We start from the raw sequence: 16,116 nt of genomic DNA on the forward strand, positions 1-16,116 counted from the left end.
GCCGTCCCGGCCCGCGCCGCGCCCCCCCCACCCCCCGCTCCCGCCAGCCGGCCGGGCCCCGCGCCCCCGCGCCGCCGCCCCCCCCGCGCCCCCCGCCCCCCCCCCGCCCCCCCGCCCCGCTGCCGTCCCGAGCGCCGCCCGGACCGGGCGGATCTTGAGGCCCTAGACTCGACCGGGCGTCCCCTCCGCCGGCCGGACGGGGGCGGCCCGGATCGACGGACACCACGCAGCCGAGGGGACCAGCCCATGACGAAGAGCCCGCGGGGGGCCGCGCGTGCCTAGGGCAGCGGTCCTCGGATCGCCGATCACGCACTCCCTCTCCCCGGTGCTGCACCGCGCCGCCTACGCGGAACTGGGGCTGGCCGACTGGACGTACGACCGCTTCGAGGTCGACGAGGCCGCGCTGCCCGGTTTCCTGGCCCGGCTGGGCGAACTGCCCGGCGGCGGACGCTGGGCCGGGCTGTCGCTGACCATGCCGCTCAAGCGGGCCGTCATCCCGCTGCTGGACGAGGTCAGCGACACCGCCTCGGCCGTCGAGGCCGTCAACACGCTGGTGCTCACCGAGGACGGACGCCGGCTGGGCGACAACACCGACATCCCCGGGATGGTGGCGGCCCTGCACGAGCGCGGCGTCGGACGTGTCGGCTCCGCCGCCGTGCTCGGCGCCGGGGCGACCGCCTCGTCCGCGCTGGCCGCGCTGGCGCAGATCTGCGACGGCGAGGTCACCGCGTACGTGCGCAGCGACACCCGCGCCGGCGAGATGCGGCAGTGGGGCGAGCGGCTCGGTGTGGCCGTGCGGACGGCCGCCTGGGAGGACGCCGAGCAGGCCCTGGCCGCGCCCCTGGTGATCTCCACGACGCCGGCCGGCACCGCCGACGCGCTCGCCGCCGCCGTGCCCGAGCGGCCCGGCACGCTCTTCGACGTGCTGTACGACCCCTGGCCCACCACCTTGGCGTCGGCCTGGGCGGAGCGGGGCGGGGCCGTCGTCGGCGGACTCGACCTGCTGGTGCACCAGGCGGTGCTGCAGGTGGAGCTGATGACCGGCCGCAAGCCGGCCCCCCTGGCGGCCATGCGGGCGGCCGGCGAGGCGGCGCTGCACCGCCCCTGACCGGTCCGGAGGTGTCCACGGCGCTGTCCGCCCAGCGGACCGCGCCCCGCCTTCGCCGCGGGACGTGAAAGGATCGGTTTACGCACGGATGGTCCGGTCCGCCTCGCCGCGGTCCGGGCGATGATGAAGGAGCGAGCACCGTTGAGCAGGTTGCGCTGGCTGACCGCGGGGGAGTCGCACGGCCCCGCACTCGTCGCGACGCTGGAGGGTCTGCCCTCCGGTGTGCCGATCACCACCGAGATGGTGGCGGACCACCTCGCGCGGCGGCGGCTCGGCTATGGCCGCGGTGCCCGTATGAAGTTCGAGCAGGACCAGGTCACCTTCCTCGGCGGCGTGCGCCACGGGCTCACCCTGGGCTCCCCGGTCGCGGTCATGGTGGGGAACACCGAGTGGCCCAAGTGGGAGCAGGTCATGGCGGCCGACCCGGTCGACCCCGAGGTCCTCGCCGGGCTCGCCCGCAACGCCCCGCTGACCCGGCCCCGCCCCGGCCACGCCGACCTCGCCGGGATGCAGAAGTACGGCTTCGACGAGGCCCGGCCGATCCTGGAGCGTGCCTCCGCCCGCGAGACCGCGGCCCGTGTCGCACTCGGCGCCGTGGCCCGCTCCTACCTCAAGGAGACGGCGGGCATCGAGATCGTCTCCCACGTGGTGGAGCTCGCCTCGGCCAAGGCCCCGTACGGCGTGTACCCCACCCCCGCCGACGTCGACAGGCTCGACGCCGACCCCGTGCGCAGCCTGGACGCCGACGCCAGCAAGCGGATGGTCGCCGAGATCGACCAGGCCCACAAGGACGGCGACACGCTCGGCGGCGTCGTCGAGGTGCTCGCCTACGGCGTGCCCGTCGGCCTCGGCAGTCACGTGCACTGGGACCGCCGGCTGGACGCCCGGCTGGCCGCCGCCCTCATGGGCATCCAGGCCATCAAGGGCGTCGAGGTCGGCGACGGCTTCGAGCTCGCCCGCGTCCCCGGCTCCAAGGCGCACGACGAGATCGTCGCCACGCAGGACGGCATCCGCCGCTCCACGGGCCGTTCCGGCGGCACCGAGGGCGGCCTGAGCACCGGCGAGCTGCTGCGGGTGCGGGCCGCGATGAAGCCCATCGCCACCGTGCCGCGTGCGCTGGCCACCGTGGACGTGACCACCGGCGAGGCCACCCAGGCCCACCACCAGCGTTCCGACGTCTGTGCCGTCCCGGCCGCGGGGATCGTCGCCGAGGCGATGGTCGCCCTGGTCCTGGCCGACGCGGTCGCGGAGAAGTTCGGCGGCGACAGCGTCACCGAGACCCGTCGCAACGTGCGCGGCTACCTCGACAACCTGGTGATCCGATGAGCGGCCCGGTCGTCGTCCTGGTCGGCCCGATGGGGGTCGGCAAGAGCACCGTCGGCGAGCTGCTCGCCCTGCGGCTGGGCACGACCTGCCGCGACACCGACGCCGACATCGTCGAGGCCGAGGGCCGGCCGATCGCGGACATCTTCGTCGAGGACGGCGAGGAGCACTTCCGCGCGCTGGAGGCCGGCGCCGTCCGCGTCGCGCTCGCCGAGCACCAGGGCGTGCTCGCGCTCGGCGGCGGCTCGATCCTCGACGAGGACACCCGCAAACTGCTCGCCGGGCTGCCCGTGGTCTTCCTCGACATGGACGTCGCCGAAGCCGTCAAGCGCGTCGGCCTCGACGCCGCCCGCCCCCTGCTCGCCGTCAACCCGCGGCGGCAGTGGCGCGAGCTGATGGAAGCCCGCCGCCCGCTGTACACCGAGGTCGCCCGCGCCGTGGTCAGCACGGAGGGCCGGACCCCCGAGGACGTCGCGGACGCCGTCCTGGACGCACTGGAGCTGAAGAACGCATGACCGAGCACGCCGCCCACGCCCCCATCCGCATCCAGGTCGGGGGCAGTGCGGGCACCGAGCCGTACGAGGTGCTGGTCGGCCGGCAGCTGCTCGGCGAGCTGCCGGGCCTGATCGGCGACAAGGCGGTGCGGGTCGCCGTCATCCACCCCGAGGCCCTGGAGGCCACCGGCCAGGCGCTGCGCGAGGACCTGGCGGAGCAGGGCTACGAGGCCGTCGCCATCCAGGTGCCCAACGCCGAGGAGGCCAAGACCACCGAGGTCGCGGCGTACTGCTGGCGGGCGCTCGGGCAGTCGGGATTCACCCGGACGGATGTCATCGTCGGCGTCGGCGGCGGTGCCACCACCGACCTCGCCGGGTTCGTCGCGGCGACGTGGCTGCGCGGGGTCCGCTGGGTCGCCGTGCCGACCACCGTGCTCGGCATGGTGGACGCCGCGGTCGGCGGCAAGACGGGCATCAACACCGCCGAGGGCAAGAACCTCGTCGGCGCCTTCCACCCGCCCGCCGGGGTGCTCTGCGACCTCGCGGCGCTGGAGTCGCTGCCGGTCAACGACTACGTCAGCGGCCTCGCCGAGATCATCAAGGCCGGCTTCATCGCCGACCCCGTGATCCTGGACCTGATCGAGCAGGACCCGGCCGCCGCCCGCGGCCCCGAGGGCCCGCACACCGCCGAGCTCCTCGAGCGTGCCATCCGCGTCAAGGCCGAGGTGGTCTCCGCGGACCTCAAGGAGTCGGGCCTGCGCGAGATCCTCAACTACGGCCACACCCTCGGCCACGCCATCGAGAAGAACGAGCGCTACAACTGGCGGCACGGCGCCGCCGTCTCCATCGGCATGGTGTTCGCCGCCGAACTCGGCCGCCTGGCCGGCCGTCTGGACGACGCCACCGCCGACCGTCACCGCTCCGTGCTGGAGTCCGTCGGCCTGCCGCTGACCTACCGCGGAGACCAGTGGCCGCGGCTGCTGGAGACGATGAAGGTGGACAAGAAGTCGCGCGCCGACCGGCTGCGCTTCATCGTGCTGGACGGCCTCGCCAAGCCGACCGTCCTGGAGGCCCCCGACCCCGGGGTGCTGCTCGCCGCCTACGCGGAGATCTCCAAGTAGGCCCGCACGCGCACGGGACGGCGGATCCCGAACGGCCGGGCACCCCGTGGGCTGCCCGGCCGTTCACACAACTGCGGCCGTTGACGGTACCGTTCGGTCGAACCTGAAAGCTCTTGTACGGACGGAGTGGCCTCGATGCAGCATGCCGTGGGTGCGCCGCTGCCACCGCCGCACGGTGGGCAGCAGGCCGGGCAGCCAGGGCCGCCGCCGCAGCCCCCGGGCACCACCGGCCACTTCCCGATGGCTCAGGGAGCCCCCGTCCAGCACCCGGTCCAGCCGCCCCCGCAGCCCGCGGCCGGCGGCGGCGCTCCGTTCACGGGCACCACGCACGGCCCCGTCGCGGTCCTGCTGATCGGCGCGGCCGGCGCGGGCAAGACGACCATCGCCCGGCACTGGGCCGACCACCGGGGCGTACCGACCGCCCACATCAGCCTGGACGACGTCCGCGAGTGGGTCCGCTCCGGCTTCGCCGACCCGCAGTCCGGCTGGAACGACCACTCCGAGGCGCAGTACCGCCTCGCCCGCCGCACCTGCGGCTTCGCGGCCCGCAACTTCCTGGCGAACGGGATCTCCTGCATCATCGACGACGCGGTCTTCCCCGACCGCCCGGTCGTCGGCCTCGGCGGCTGGAAGCGGCACGTGGGGCCCGGTCTGCTGCCCGTCGTCCTCCTCCCCGGCCTCGACATCGTGCTGGCCCGCAACGCCCAGCGCAGCGGCAACCGGCGCCTGTCGGACGAGGAGGTCGCCCGCATCCACGGCCGCATGGCCGGCTGGTACGGCTCGGGGCTGCCGATCATCGACAACTCCCACCTGGACGTAGCCGCGGCCGCCGCCGCGCTCGACAGCGTCGTCACCCACAGCCTCCAGGGCCCGCCCGCCTGGTAGCCACCGCCCGGCGGCTCTCGACAGGCCGACCGGCGGCCCGCGACGTACGCTCGCCACATGTCCGAGGTGCACGCTGCCCGCAGGGAACGCCTCCGGGACCGCTGCGCGGCGGCCGGATCGGCGGCGGCGCTCGTCTCGCGTCCCGCCAACGTCCGCTACCTGACGGGCTGCGCCCCGCCGGGGACCGTGCTGCTCGTGGGGCCGGGTCCCGAGGACGTGCTGGTCCACCACCGTCACCCGTCCGGCGACCTGGCCGAGGGCCGGCTCCCGGACGACGTGCGGGCCGTCGTCCTGTCCGGCCCCGACGGCGACCCGGCGGTCACCGCCGCCGCGCTGGCCGCGGACCGCAAGGCGGAGGCCCTGGCGGTCGAGGAGCACCACCTCACCGTCGCGCGGCACCGCGCCGTCGGCAGCGCCGCGCCGGGCGTGCGCCTGTCCGACCTCGGCTCGGCCGTGGAGCAGCTCCGCCTGGTCAAGGACGAGCAGGAGATCTCCGCGTTGCGGATCGCCGCCGAGATCGCCGACCAGGCGCTCAGCGAACTCCTGGAGTCGATCCTGGTGGGCCGCACCGAACGCCACCTCGCCCTGGAGCTGGAGCGCCGCCTCATCGACCACGGCGCCGACGGCCCGGCCTTCCCCACCTGCGTGGGCACCGGCCCCCATTCGGGTGCGGCGCGCCATCTGCCCACCGACCGGCGGGTCGAGGAGGGCGACTTCCTCACCGTGTGCCTGGGCGCCTGCTACCGCGGCTACCGCTGTGAGGTGGGGCGCACCTTCGTCATCGGCACCTCGCCCGCGGACTGGCAGATCGAGCTGTACGACCTGGTCTTCGCGGCCCAGCGGGCCGGCCGCGAGGCCCTCGCACCCGGCGCCGCCTGCCGCGACGTGGACCACGCCGCACGCCACGTACTGGAGTCCGGGGGCCATGGCGAGGCCCTGGGGGAGTCCACCGGACACGGCGTCGGACTGGAGATCGGCGAGGACCCGCGGTTGTCCCCCTCGGCCATGGGTAAACTGGACGCTTGCGTGCCGGTCACCGTCGAACCGGGAGTCCACATCCCGGGCCGTGGCGGTGTCCGCATCGACGACACACTCGTCGTGCGTCCACCGACGGACGGCGGGCCCGAGCTACTCACCATCACGACCAAGGAGCTGCTCGCCCTGTAGAGGGCGGCCGCGGCTCCGGGTCCCCGAAGCAGCAGTGCAGGAGATTCCGCAACCGTGGCCACCACGAACGACCTCAAGAACGGCCTCGTGCTCAAGCTCGACGGCGGCCAGCTCTGGTCCGTCGTCGAGTTCCAGCACGTCAAGCCCGGCAAGGGCCCCGCCTTCGTCCGTACGAAGCTCAAGAACGTGCTCTCCGGAAAGGTCGTCGACAAGACCTTCAACGCCGGCGTGAAGGTCGAGACGGCCAACGTCGACAAGCGCGGGATGCAGTTCTCCTACAAGGACGGCGAGAGCTTCGTGTTCATGGACATGGACACGTACGACCAGATCTACATCACCCCCGAGGTCGTCGGCGACGCCGCCCACTTCCTCCTGGAGGGCTTCGAGGCCGTCGTCGCCATGTACGAGGGCTCCCCGCTCTACATCGAGCTCCCGGCCGCCGTCGAGCTGGTCATCGAGTACACCGAGCCCGGCGTCCAGGGCGACCGCTCCACCGGCGGCACCAAGCCCGCCAAGCTGGAGACCGGCTACGAGATCGGCGTCCCGCTCTTCATCACCACCGGTGAGAAGATCAAGGTCGACACCCGCTCGGGTGAGTACCTCGGCCGGGTGACCAGCTAACCGTGGCTGCTCGTAACAAGGCCCGCAAGCGCGCCTTCCAGATCCTCTTCGAGGCGGAGCAGCGGGGTGTCAGCCCCAAGACCGCCATGGCGGACTGGATCAGGCTCGCCCGGACCGACGACCGGCAGCCGCCGGTCAGCGAATACACGATGCAGCTCATCGAGGGCTACGCCGAACGGGCGAGGCGCATCGACGAACTGCTGTCGAAGCACGCCGTGGGCTGGACCCTCGACCGGATGCCGGTGACCGACCGGAACATCCTGCGGCTCGGCGCCTACGAGCTGATCTGGGAGGACGGCGTCCCCGACGCCGTCGTCCTGGACGAGGCCGTGCAGCTGGCCAAGGAGTTCTCCACCGAGGAGTCGCCCTCGTTCGTGAACGGCCTGCTGGCCCGTCTCAAGGAGCTGAAGCCCGGCCTCCGGGAGGACTAGCCCCCGACACCGCCCACCGGGCCCGGAACGCGCGCGTTCCGGGCCCGTGGCGTGCCCGGTCGGCGCCTGGCGCGCCGTGCCGGGGCGGGCGACGGGAGGACAAACACAACCGCCCCTCGGACGCGGCCTGGTGGCCGCGCCCAAGGGGCGGGACGTTTCTGCTTCCCGAGGGCGTCAGCCCTCCTCGTGCTGCACCGCGCGCCGTGCGTCCGCGTCGAGGACGCCCCAGCTGATCAGCTGCTCGGTCAGGACCGAGGGCGACTGGTCGTAGATGACGGCGAGGGTGCGCAGGTCGTCCTGGCGGATCGACAGCACCTTGCCGTTGTAGTCGCCGCGCTGGCTCTGGATGGTCGCGGCGTAGCGCTGCAGCGGACCGGCCTTGTCGGACGGCACCTGGCTCAGTCGCTCGAGGTCGAGGACGAGCTTCGGCGGCGGCTCGGCGGCACCGCCGGGCGCGGAACCGGGCAGCAGCTCCTGGACCGGAACGCCGTAGAAGTCGGCGAGCTCGGCGAGGCGCTGCACGGTCACGGCGCGGTCGCCGCGCTCGTAGGAACCGACCACCACGGCCTTCCAGCGGCCCTGGGACTTCTCCTCGACACCGTGGAGGGAGAGTCCCTGCTGTGTGCGGATGGCGCGGAGCTTCGCTCCGAGCTGCTTGGCGTAATCGCTGGACATATGGCTCCCCGGACGGAAACTCAGTAACTCACTGTGAGGTTACGCAGCGTAATTGGAATCCGTCAAGCCGAATGGTCCACACCGGTCCCCCGGAAGAGCGAGGAATGGCCGGTCACCGGCCTTTCGGCCGGGATCTGCAGTCGATCGTGGTACGGGTGGCGGACCCGCCCCGAGAGCCGCGCCAGGCGGCCGCCAGGCCCCGCCAGGGAGCACGCCAGGGTGCCTGATACCGTTGACCCGTACCTTTTGGCGTCCTTTAAGGCCCGTCCAGTGAGGCGGGGAAGGAGGTCCCTTTTCCATGACCGTCATCGGTTCCGATCCGGTCCGGCCCGTCCTCGAGGCCCCGGACATCGCGCGGGTGCTGACCCGCATCGCGCACGAGATCGTCGAACGCGCCAAGGGCGCGGACGACGTGGTTCTCCTCGGCATCCCCACCCGCGGGGTCCATCTGGCCCGCAGGCTCGCCGACAAGCTCGACGGCATCACCGGCGGCAAGACCCCGGTCGGCTCGCTCGACATCACCATGTACCGCGACGACCTGCGGCTCGGCCCGGCGCGCGCGCTCGCCCGCACCGAGATCCCGGCCGACGGGGTGGACGGCCGGCTGGTCGTCCTCGTCGACGACGTGCTCTTCTCCGGCCGCACGATCCGCGCCGCCCTCGACGCGCTGGGCGACATCGGCCGCCCCCGCGCCGTGCAGCTGGCCGTCCTGGTCGACCGCGGCCACCGCGAGCTGCCCATCAGGGCCGACTACGTCGGCAAGAACATCCCCACCTCGCTGCGCGAGACCGTCAAGGTCCACCTGACCGAGGAGGACGGGCGCGACTGCGTCCTGCTCGGCGTACGCGACGGCTCCCCGGCGGACGAGTAGCCGCGGGCGCACCCCGGCTCCCGGGGCAGCGCCCTGCCCGCCCGTCCCCGCCCCGGCCTGCCCGGGAGACGTGGCGTGCCGCCACCCAGTCCGCCCCCGCACGCATCCTCCGGAGTGACCCGATGAAGCGCCACCTGATCTCGGCCGCCGACCTCACCCGTGACGACGCCCTCCTCGTGCTCGACACGGCGGAGGAGATGGCCCGCGTCGCCGACCGCCCCATCAAGAAACTGCCGACCCTGCGCGGCCGCACGGTCGTGAACCTCTTCTTCGAGGACTCGACCCGCACCCGCATCTCCTTCGAGGCCGCCGCCAAGCGCCTGTCGGCCGACGTGATCAACTTCTCCGCCAAGGGCTCCTCGGTGTCCAAGGGCGAGTCCCTGAAGGACACCGCCCTCACCCTGGAGGCCATGGGCGCCGACGCCGTCGTCATCCGCCACCACATGTCCGGCGCCCCGCACCGGCTGGCGTACTCCGACTGGATCGGCGGCAGCGTCGTCAACGCCGGCGACGGCACGCACGAGCACCCCACGCAGGCCCTGCTCGACGCCTTCACCATGCGCCGCCACCTGTCCGGCCCCGGCCGTGACCTGGCGGGACGCCGCATCACCATCGTCGGCGACGTGCTGCACAGCCGGGTGGCCCGCTCCAACGTGCTGCTGCTGGGCACGCTCGGCGCCGAGGTCACCCTGGTGGCGCCGCCCACCCTGCTGCCGATCGGCGTCGAGAACTGGCCCTGCGAGGTCTCCTACGACCTGGACGCGGTGCTCGCCAAGTCCGACGCCGTGATGATGCTGCGCGTCCAGCGCGAACGCATGAACGCCGCCTTCTTCCCCACCGAGCGCGAGTACTCCCGCCGCTACGGCCTCGACGGCCTGCGCATGGCCGCGCTGCCCGAGCACGCCGTCGTCATGCACCCCGGCCCGATGAACCGCGGCATGGAGATCACCGCCGAGGTCGCCGACTCGCCGCGCTGCACCGCGGTCGAGCAGGTGAAGAACGGCGTCAGCATCCGCATGGCCGTCCTGTACCTGCTGCTCGGCGGCGCCGAGCCCGCCGTCTCCGCCCCCGCCCCCGCCCGCACCGAGGAGAACAACCAAGCATGAGCGCGACCCCGAAGACGCTGATCCGCGGCGCGAGGATCCTCGGCGGAGAGCCGCAGGACGTCCTGATCGACGGCGAGACCATCGCCGAGGTCGGCCCGGACCTGACCGCCCCCGAGGGCGCCACGGTGGTCGAGGCCGAGGGCAAGGTCCTCCTGCCGGGCCTGGTCGACCTCCACACGCACCTGCGCGAGCCCGGTCGTGAGGACTCCGAGACCGTCCTCACCGGCACGCGGTCGGCCGCCGCGGGCGGCTACACCGCCGTCCACGCGATGGCCAACACCTTCCCCGTCGCCGACACCGCCGGCGTCGTCGAGCAGGTCTGGCGCCTCGGCCGCGAGCACGGCTACTGCGACGTCCAGCCGGTCGGCGCCGTCACCGTGGGCCTGGAGGGCAAGAAGCTCGCCGAGCTCGGCGCGATGGCCGACTCCGCCGCCGGTGTGCGGGTCTTCTCCGACGACGGCAAGTGCGTCGACGACGCCGTGATGATGCGCCGCGCCCTGGAGTACGTGAAGGCCTTCGACGGCGTCGTCGCCCAGCACGCCCAGGAGCCCCGGCTGACCGAGGGCGCCCAGATGAACGAGGGCCTCGTCTCCGGCGAGCTGGGCCTGACCGGCTGGCCGGCCGTCGCCGAGGAGTCGATCATCGCCCGTGACGTGCTGCTCGCCGCGCACGTCGGCTCCCGCGTGCACATCTGCCACCTGTCCACGGCCGGCTCGGTCGAGATCGTCCGCTGGGCCAAGTCCAAGGGCTGGGACGTCACCGCCGAGGTCACCCCGCACCACCTGCTCCTCACCGACGAGCTGGTGCGCACCTACAACCCGGTCTACAAGGTCAACCCGCCGCTGCGCACCGAGGCCGACGTGATGGCGCTGCGCGAGGCGCTCGCCGACGGCACGATCGACTGCGTCGCCACCGACCACGCCCCGCACCCGCACGAGGACAAGGACTGCGAGTGGGGCGCGGCGGCCATGGGCATGATCGGCCTGGAGACCGCGCTGTCGGTCGTCCAGCACGCCATGGTGGACACGGGCCTGCTCGACTGGGCCGGCGTCGCCGACCGGATGTCGTTCCGTCCCGCGGAGATCGGCCGGCTCTCCGGCCACGGACGGCCCGTCTCGGCTGGTGAGCCCGCGAACCTCACCCTGGTCGATCCGGCATACCGTGGTGTGGTGAATCCCGCGGGCTTCGCCTCCCGCAGCCGCAACACCCCGTACGAGGGTCTGGAGCTGCCGGGCCAGGTGTTCGCCACCTTCCTGCGGGGCAAGGCGACGGTCATGGACGGGAAGCTCTCGTGACACCTCTGGTACTCATCGCGGCGGAGGGGAAGCACTCCGCCGAGGTCACCGACTGGTCGGCCCGCATCGGCTGGGTCGTCGGGCTGCTGCTGTTCATCGCCCTCGTCTACTGGCTGATGCGCCAGGGCTGGAAGTGGCGCGGCACCCTCCAGAGCGACCTGCCCGCCCTGCCCACCGCCCCCGGTGATCCCGGCGAGCCCCGGCTCACCCTGAGCGGCCGCTACCACGGCAGCACCACCGCCGGGCAGTGGCTGGACCGCATCGTCGCCCACGGGCTGGGCGTGCGCAGCCGGGTCGAGCTCACCCTCACCGACCGGGGGCTGGACGCCCGGCGCACCGGCGCGCCGAGCTTCTTCGTCCCGGCCGCGGACCTGCGCGGCGCGCGCCTCGACAAGGGCATCGCCGGAAAGGTCCTCACCGAGGGCGGCCTGCTGGTGGTCACCTGGGCGCACGGCGACCGGCTGATCGACTCCGGCTTCCGCTCGGACCACGCCGCCGAGCACGCCGCGTGGGTCGAGGCCCTGAACACTCTCACGCACGACCAGGAAGGCGCACGATGACGACCTCCACCCAGCGGCCCGCGAGGGTCCCTGCCGTACTCGTCCTGGAGGACGGCCGCACCTTCCGCGGCCGCGCCTACGGGGCCGTGGGGGAGACCTTCGGCGAGGCCGTCTTCTCCACCGGCATGACCGGCTACCAGGAGACCCTGACCGACCCGTCGTACCACCGCCAGGTCGTCGTCATGACCGCCCCGCACGTCGGCAACACCGGCGTCAACGACGAGGACCCGGAGTCCTCCCGCATCTGGGTGGCCGGTTACGTCGTCCGCGACCCCGCCCGCGTACCGTCCAACTGGCGCTCCCGTCGCACCCTGGACGAGGAGCTGACCCGTCAGGGCGTCGTCGGCATCAGCGGCATCGACACCCGGGCGCTGACCCGCCACCTGCGCGAGCGCGGCGCGATGCGCGTCGGCATCTTCTCCGGCGACAAGGCGCGGACCGACGAGGCCGCGCTCCTGGCCGCGGTCCAGGCCAGCCCCCAGATGAAGGGCGCCGACCTGTCGGCCGAGGTCGCCACCAAGGAGCCGTACGTCGTCCCGGCGGTCGGCGAGAAGAAGTTCACCGTCGCCGCGATCGACCTCGGCATCAAGGGGATGACCCCGCAGCGCATGGCCGAACGCGGCATCGAGGTGCACGTGCTGCCCGCGGGCGCCACCCTGGACGAGGTCTACGCGGTCAACCCCGACGGCGTGTTCCTCTCCAACGGCCCCGGAGACCCGGCCACCGCCGACCTGACCGTCATCCAGGGCGTCCTGGAGCGCAGGACCCCGCTGTTCGGCATCTGCTTCGGCAACCAGCTGCTCGGCCGCGCCGTCGGCTTCGGCACCTACAAGCTGAAGTACGGCCACCGCGGCATCAACCAGCCGGTGCAGGACCGTTCTACCGGCAAGGTCGAGGTCACCGCCCACAACCACGGCTTCGCCGTGGACGCGCCGCTCGACCAGGTCAGCGACACCCCGTACGGGCGGGTCGAGGTCTCCCACGTGTGCCTCAACGACGACGTGGTCGAGGGCCTGCGGCTGCTCGACACCCCCGCCTTCAGCGTCCAGTACCACCCCGAGGCCGCCGCGGGTCCGCACGACGCCGCGTACCTGTTCGACCGCTTCGTGAAGCTCATGGAGGGCCAGCGTGCCTAAGCGCACCGATATCCAGTCCGTCCTGGTCATCGGCTCCGGCCCGATCGTCATCGGCCAGGCCGCCGAGTTCGACTACTCCGGCACCCAGGCCTGCCGTGTCCTGCGCGCCGAGGGCCTGCGCGTGATCCTGGTCAACTCCAACCCGGCCACGATCATGACCGACCCGGAGATCGCCGACGCCACCTACGTCGAGCCGATCACCCCCGAGTTCGTCGAGAAGATCATCGCCAAGGAGCGCCCCGACGCGCTCCTGCCCACCCTGGGCGGCCAGACCGCGCTCAACACCGCGATCTCGCTCCACAAGGCGGGCGTCCTCGACAAGTACGGGGTTGAGCTGATCGGCGCCAACGTCGAGGCCATCAACAAGGGCGAGGACCGCGACCTGTTCAAGGACGTCGTCGAGGCCGTCCGCGCCAAGATCGGCCACGGCGAGTCCGCCCGCTCGGTCATCTGCCACACCATGGACGACGTCCTCGCCGGCGTCGACACCCTCGGCGGCTACCCCGTCGTCGTCCGCCCCTCCTTCACCATGGGCGGCGCCGGCTCCGGCTTCGCCCACGACGAGGAGGAGCTGCGCCGCATCGCCGGCCAGGGCCTGACGCTCTCCCCGACCACCGAGGTGCTCCTCGAGGAGTCCATCCTCGGCTGGAAGGAGTACGAGCTGGAGCTGATGCGCGACAAGCACGACAACGTCGTGGTCGTCTGCTCCATCGAGAACTTCGACCCCATGGGCGTGCACACCGGTGACTCCATCACCGTCGCGCCCGCGATGACGCTGACCGACCGCGAGTACCAGATCCTGCGTGACGTCGGCATCGCCGTCATCCGCGAGGTCGGCGTCGACACCGGCGGCTGCAACATCCAGTTCGCCGTCAACCCCGAGGACGGCCGGGTCATCGTCATCGAGATGAACCCGCGGGTCTCCCGCTCCTCGGCGCTCGCCTCCAAGGCGACCGGCTTCCCGATCGCCAAGATCGCCGCCAAGCTCGCCGTCGGCTACACCCTCGACGAGATCCCCAACGACATCACCGAGCAGACCCCGGCCTCCTTCGAGCCGACGCTCGACTACGTCGTCGTCAAGGTGCCGCGCTTCGCCTTCGAGAAGTTCCCCGCCGCCGACGCCACCCTCACCACCACCATGAAGTCGGTCGGCGAGGCCATGGCCATCGGCCGCAACTTCCCCGAGGCGCTGCAGAAGGCGCTGCGCTCCCTGGAGAAGAAGGGCAGCCAGTTCGCCTTCACCGGCGACCCGGGCGACAAGGGCGAGTTGCTGCTCGCCGCCCGGCGCCCCACCGACGGCCGGATCAACACCGTCATGCAGGCGATCCGGGCCGGCGCCACCCCGCAGGAGGTCTTCGACGCCACGAAGATCGACCCCTGGTTCGTGGACCAGCTCTTCCTGATCAAGGAGATCGCCGACGAGCTCGCGGCCGCCGACAAGCTCGACCCCGAGCTGCTCGCCGAGGCCAAGCGGTACGGCTTCTCCGACGCCCAGCTCGCCGCGGTCCGCGGCCTGCGCGAGGACGTCGTCCGCGAGGTCCGGCACGCGCTGGGCGTCCGGCCGGTCTACAAGACGGTCGACACCTGCGCCGCCGAGTTCGCCGCCCGCACCCCGTACTTCTACTCGTCCTACGACGAGGAGAGCGAGGTCGCGCCGCGCGAGAAGCCCGCGGTGATCATCCTGGGGTCCGGTCCCAACCGCATCGGCCAGGGCATCGAGTTCGACTACTCGTGCGTCCATGCCTCCTTCGCGCTGAGCGACGCGGGCTACGAGACCGTCATGGTCAACTGCAACCCCGAGACCGTCTCCACCGACTACGACACCTCCGACCGGCTCTACTTCGAGCCGCTCACCCTGGAGGACGTCCTGGAGATCGTCCACGCCGAGCAGCAGGCCGGCCCCGTCGCAGGCGTCATCGTCCAGCTCGGCGGCCAGACCCCGCTCGGCCTGGCCCAGGCACTGAAGGACAACGGCGTGCCGGTCGTCGGCACCTCGCCCGAGGCCATCCACCTCGCCGAGGACCGCGGCGCCTTCGGCCGCGTCCTGGACCGGGCGGGCCTGCCCGCCCCCAAGCACGGCACCGCCACCACCTTCGAGAAGGCCAAGGCCATCGCCGACGAGATCGGCTACCCGGTCCTGGTGCGGCCCTCGTACGTGCTCGGCGGCCGCGGCATGGAGATCGTCTACGACGAGACCCGCCTCGCCTCCTACATCGCCGAGTCCACCGAGATCGGCCCGGACCGCCCGGTGCTGGTCGACCGCTTCCTCGACGACGCCATCGAGATCGACGTCGACGCGCTCTACGACGGCCACGAGCTCTACCTCGGCGGCGTCATGGAGCACATCGAGGAGGCCGGCATCCACTCCGGCGACTCCGCGTGCGCCCTGCCCCCGATCACCCTCGGCGGGCACGACGTCAAGCGGCTGCGCGCCTCCACCGAGGCCATCGCCAAGGGCGTCGGCGTCCAGGGCCTGATCAACATCCAGTTCGCCCTGGCCGGGGACATCCTCTACGTGCTGGAGGCCAACCCGCGCGCCTCCCGCACCGTGCCCTTCACCTCCAAGGCGACGGCGGTCCCGCTGGCCAAGGCGGCCGCCCGCATCTCGCTCGGCGCCACCATCGCCGAGCTGCGCGCCGAGGGCCTCCTCCCGGCCCACGGCGACGGCGGCACCCTGCCGCTGGACGCGCCGATCTCCGTCAAGGAGGCCGTGCTGCCCTGGAGCCGCTTCCGCGACGTGCACGGCCGGGGCGTCGACACCATCCTCGGCCCGGAGATGCGCTCCACCGGCGAGGTCATGGGCATCGACTCGGTATTCGGCACGGCGTACGCAAAGTCGCAGGCCGCCGCCTACGGTGCGCTGCCGACCAAGGGCCGCGCCTTCGTCTCGGTCGCCAACCGCGACAAGCGCGCGCTGATCTTCCCGGCCCGGGCGCTGGTCGAGCACGGCTTCGAGCTGCTGGCCACCTCCGGCACCGCCGAGGTGCTCAAGCGCAACGGCATCGAGGCCACCGTGGTGCGCAAGAAGAGCGAGGGCACCGGCCCCAACGGCGAGCCGACCATCATCGAGCTCATCCACGAGGGCGCCATCGACCTCATCGTCAACACCCCGTTCGGCACCGGCGGCCGCCTCGACGGCTACGACATCCGCACCGCGGCCGTCGCCCGCGGCGTCCCGTGCCTGACGACGGTGCAGGCGCTCGCCGCCGCCGTCCAGGGCGTCGACGCGCTCAACCGGGGCGACGTCGGGGTCCGCTCCCTGCAGGAACACGCGGAACACCTGACCGCCGCCCGCGAGGCGTAGGCCCGGGAGGGGGACACCG

The 16,116-nt window shown here is 72.7% G+C and carries 15 protein-coding genes; 14 read left to right on the forward strand and 1 reads right to left on the reverse strand.

From position 1 onward, the window contains the following. Positions 1-274 precede the first annotated feature (274 nt). From ACFYYN_RS17660 to nusB, 8 genes are all read left to right on the forward strand, one after another. Positions 275-1,108: a shikimate dehydrogenase gene (locus tag ACFYYN_RS17660; protein ID WP_500546520.1), complete on the forward strand. Its 834-nt coding sequence runs from the start codon at positions 275-277 to the stop codon at positions 1,106-1,108. Between the two features lie 141 nt (positions 1,109-1,249). After that, the gene (gene aroC / locus ACFYYN_RS17665) at positions 1,250-2,434 is read left to right on the forward strand and encodes a chorismate synthase (RefSeq protein ID WP_500546521.1); all 1,185 of its coding nucleotides are present in this window, start codon (positions 1,250-1,252) and stop codon (positions 2,432-2,434) included. Beyond that, positions 2,431-2,946, forward strand: coding sequence for a shikimate kinase (locus tag ACFYYN_RS17670; protein WP_500324420.1), 516 nt, complete (start codon positions 2,431-2,433; stop codon positions 2,944-2,946). The genes aroC and ACFYYN_RS17670 overlap by 4 nt, the downstream gene beginning before the upstream one ends. Beyond that, complete coding sequence (gene aroB / locus ACFYYN_RS17675; protein WP_500546522.1) at positions 2,943-4,046, forward strand: 3-dehydroquinate synthase; 1,104 nt, start codon at positions 2,943-2,945, stop codon at positions 4,044-4,046. Before ACFYYN_RS17670 ends, aroB begins: the two co-directional genes overlap by 4 nt. A gap of 135 nt (positions 4,047-4,181) precedes the next feature. After that, positions 4,182-4,931: an AAA family ATPase gene (locus tag ACFYYN_RS17680; protein ID WP_500546523.1), complete on the forward strand. Its 750-nt coding sequence runs from the start codon at positions 4,182-4,184 to the stop codon at positions 4,929-4,931. A 57-nt stretch (positions 4,932-4,988) separates the two neighbouring features. Continuing rightward, positions 4,989-6,098 (forward strand): M24 family metallopeptidase, encoded by a 1,110-nt coding sequence (locus tag ACFYYN_RS17685; RefSeq protein WP_500370567.1) that lies wholly within the window; start codon positions 4,989-4,991, stop codon positions 6,096-6,098. Between the two features lie 54 nt (positions 6,099-6,152). Continuing rightward, positions 6,153-6,719: an elongation factor P gene (gene efp, locus ACFYYN_RS17690; RefSeq protein WP_499510774.1), complete on the forward strand. Its 567-nt coding sequence runs from the start codon at positions 6,153-6,155 to the stop codon at positions 6,717-6,719. Positions 6,720-6,721: 2 nt separating this feature from the next. Then, a complete protein-coding gene (gene nusB, locus ACFYYN_RS17695; RefSeq protein WP_500546524.1) occupies positions 6,722-7,150 on the forward strand; it encodes a transcription antitermination factor NusB in 429 nt (142 codons plus the stop codon). A gap of 174 nt (positions 7,151-7,324) precedes the next feature. Here nusB and bldD read toward each other — a convergent pair whose 3' ends face one another. After that, positions 7,325-7,825 carry a transcriptional regulator BldD gene (bldD, locus tag ACFYYN_RS17700; protein ID WP_018564185.1) on the reverse strand — a complete coding sequence of 167 codons (501 nt, stop codon included), beginning with the start codon at positions 7,823-7,825 and terminating at the stop codon, positions 7,325-7,327. A gap of 298 nt (positions 7,826-8,123) precedes the next feature. Between bldD and pyrR the strand changes: the two genes are divergently transcribed. From pyrR to carB, 6 genes are all read left to right on the forward strand, one after another. Next, positions 8,124-8,696 carry a bifunctional pyr operon transcriptional regulator/uracil phosphoribosyltransferase PyrR gene (gene pyrR / locus ACFYYN_RS17705; protein WP_500324416.1) on the forward strand — a complete coding sequence of 191 codons (573 nt, stop codon included), beginning with the start codon at positions 8,124-8,126 and terminating at the stop codon, positions 8,694-8,696. 122 nt (positions 8,697-8,818) lie between these two features. Further along, positions 8,819-9,802, forward strand: a complete 984-nt coding sequence (locus tag ACFYYN_RS17710; protein ID WP_499510771.1) for an aspartate carbamoyltransferase catalytic subunit — start codon at positions 8,819-8,821, stop codon at positions 9,800-9,802. Further along, positions 9,799-11,097 (forward strand): dihydroorotase, encoded by a 1,299-nt coding sequence (locus ACFYYN_RS17715; RefSeq protein ID WP_500324414.1) that lies wholly within the window; start codon positions 9,799-9,801, stop codon positions 11,095-11,097. Before ACFYYN_RS17710 ends, ACFYYN_RS17715 begins: the two co-directional genes overlap by 4 nt. Then, positions 11,094-11,657 (forward strand): PH-like domain-containing protein, encoded by a 564-nt coding sequence (locus ACFYYN_RS17720; protein WP_500546525.1) that lies wholly within the window; start codon positions 11,094-11,096, stop codon positions 11,655-11,657. Before ACFYYN_RS17715 ends, ACFYYN_RS17720 begins: the two co-directional genes overlap by 4 nt. Next, positions 11,654-12,793 (forward strand): glutamine-hydrolyzing carbamoyl-phosphate synthase small subunit, encoded by a 1,140-nt coding sequence (gene carA, locus ACFYYN_RS17725; protein WP_500546526.1) that lies wholly within the window; start codon positions 11,654-11,656, stop codon positions 12,791-12,793. The genes ACFYYN_RS17720 and carA overlap by 4 nt, the downstream gene beginning before the upstream one ends. After that, positions 12,786-16,097, forward strand: coding sequence for a carbamoyl-phosphate synthase large subunit (carB, locus tag ACFYYN_RS17730; protein ID WP_500546527.1), 3,312 nt, complete (start codon positions 12,786-12,788; stop codon positions 16,095-16,097). Before carA ends, carB begins: the two co-directional genes overlap by 8 nt. The last annotated feature ends 19 nt before the right edge of the window (positions 16,098-16,116 follow it).

Origin of the sequence: Streptomyces sp. NPDC001902 (genome assembly GCF_042891295.1) — a bacterium.
Lineage (GTDB): Bacteria > Actinomycetota > Actinomycetes > Streptomycetales > Streptomycetaceae > Actinacidiphila.

What these genes read in the sequence shown, in the direction of transcription:
- ACFYYN_RS17670 (WP_500324420.1), top strand. Translation starts at nt 2,431, where the DNA reads ATGAGCGGCCCGGTCGTCGTCCTGGTCGGCCCGATGGGGGTCGGCAAG.
- aroB (WP_500546522.1), top strand. Translation starts at nt 2,943, where the DNA reads ATGACCGAGCACGCCGCCCACGCCCCCATCCGCATCCAGGTCGGGGGC.
- ACFYYN_RS17680 (WP_500546523.1), top strand. Translation starts at nt 4,182, where the DNA reads ATGCAGCATGCCGTGGGTGCGCCGCTGCCACCGCCGCACGGTGGGCAG.
- ACFYYN_RS17685 (WP_500370567.1), top strand. Translation starts at nt 4,989, where the DNA reads ATGTCCGAGGTGCACGCTGCCCGCAGGGAACGCCTCCGGGACCGCTGC.
- bldD (WP_018564185.1), bottom strand. Translation starts at nt 7,825, where the DNA reads ATGTCCAGCGATTACGCCAAGCAGCTCGGAGCGAAGCTCCGCGCCATC.
- pyrR (WP_500324416.1), top strand. Translation starts at nt 8,124, where the DNA reads ATGACCGTCATCGGTTCCGATCCGGTCCGGCCCGTCCTCGAGGCCCCG.
- ACFYYN_RS17710 (WP_499510771.1), top strand. Translation starts at nt 8,819, where the DNA reads ATGAAGCGCCACCTGATCTCGGCCGCCGACCTCACCCGTGACGACGCC.
- ACFYYN_RS17715 (WP_500324414.1), top strand. Translation starts at nt 9,799, where the DNA reads ATGAGCGCGACCCCGAAGACGCTGATCCGCGGCGCGAGGATCCTCGGC.
- carA (WP_500546526.1), top strand. Translation starts at nt 11,654, where the DNA reads ATGACGACCTCCACCCAGCGGCCCGCGAGGGTCCCTGCCGTACTCGTC.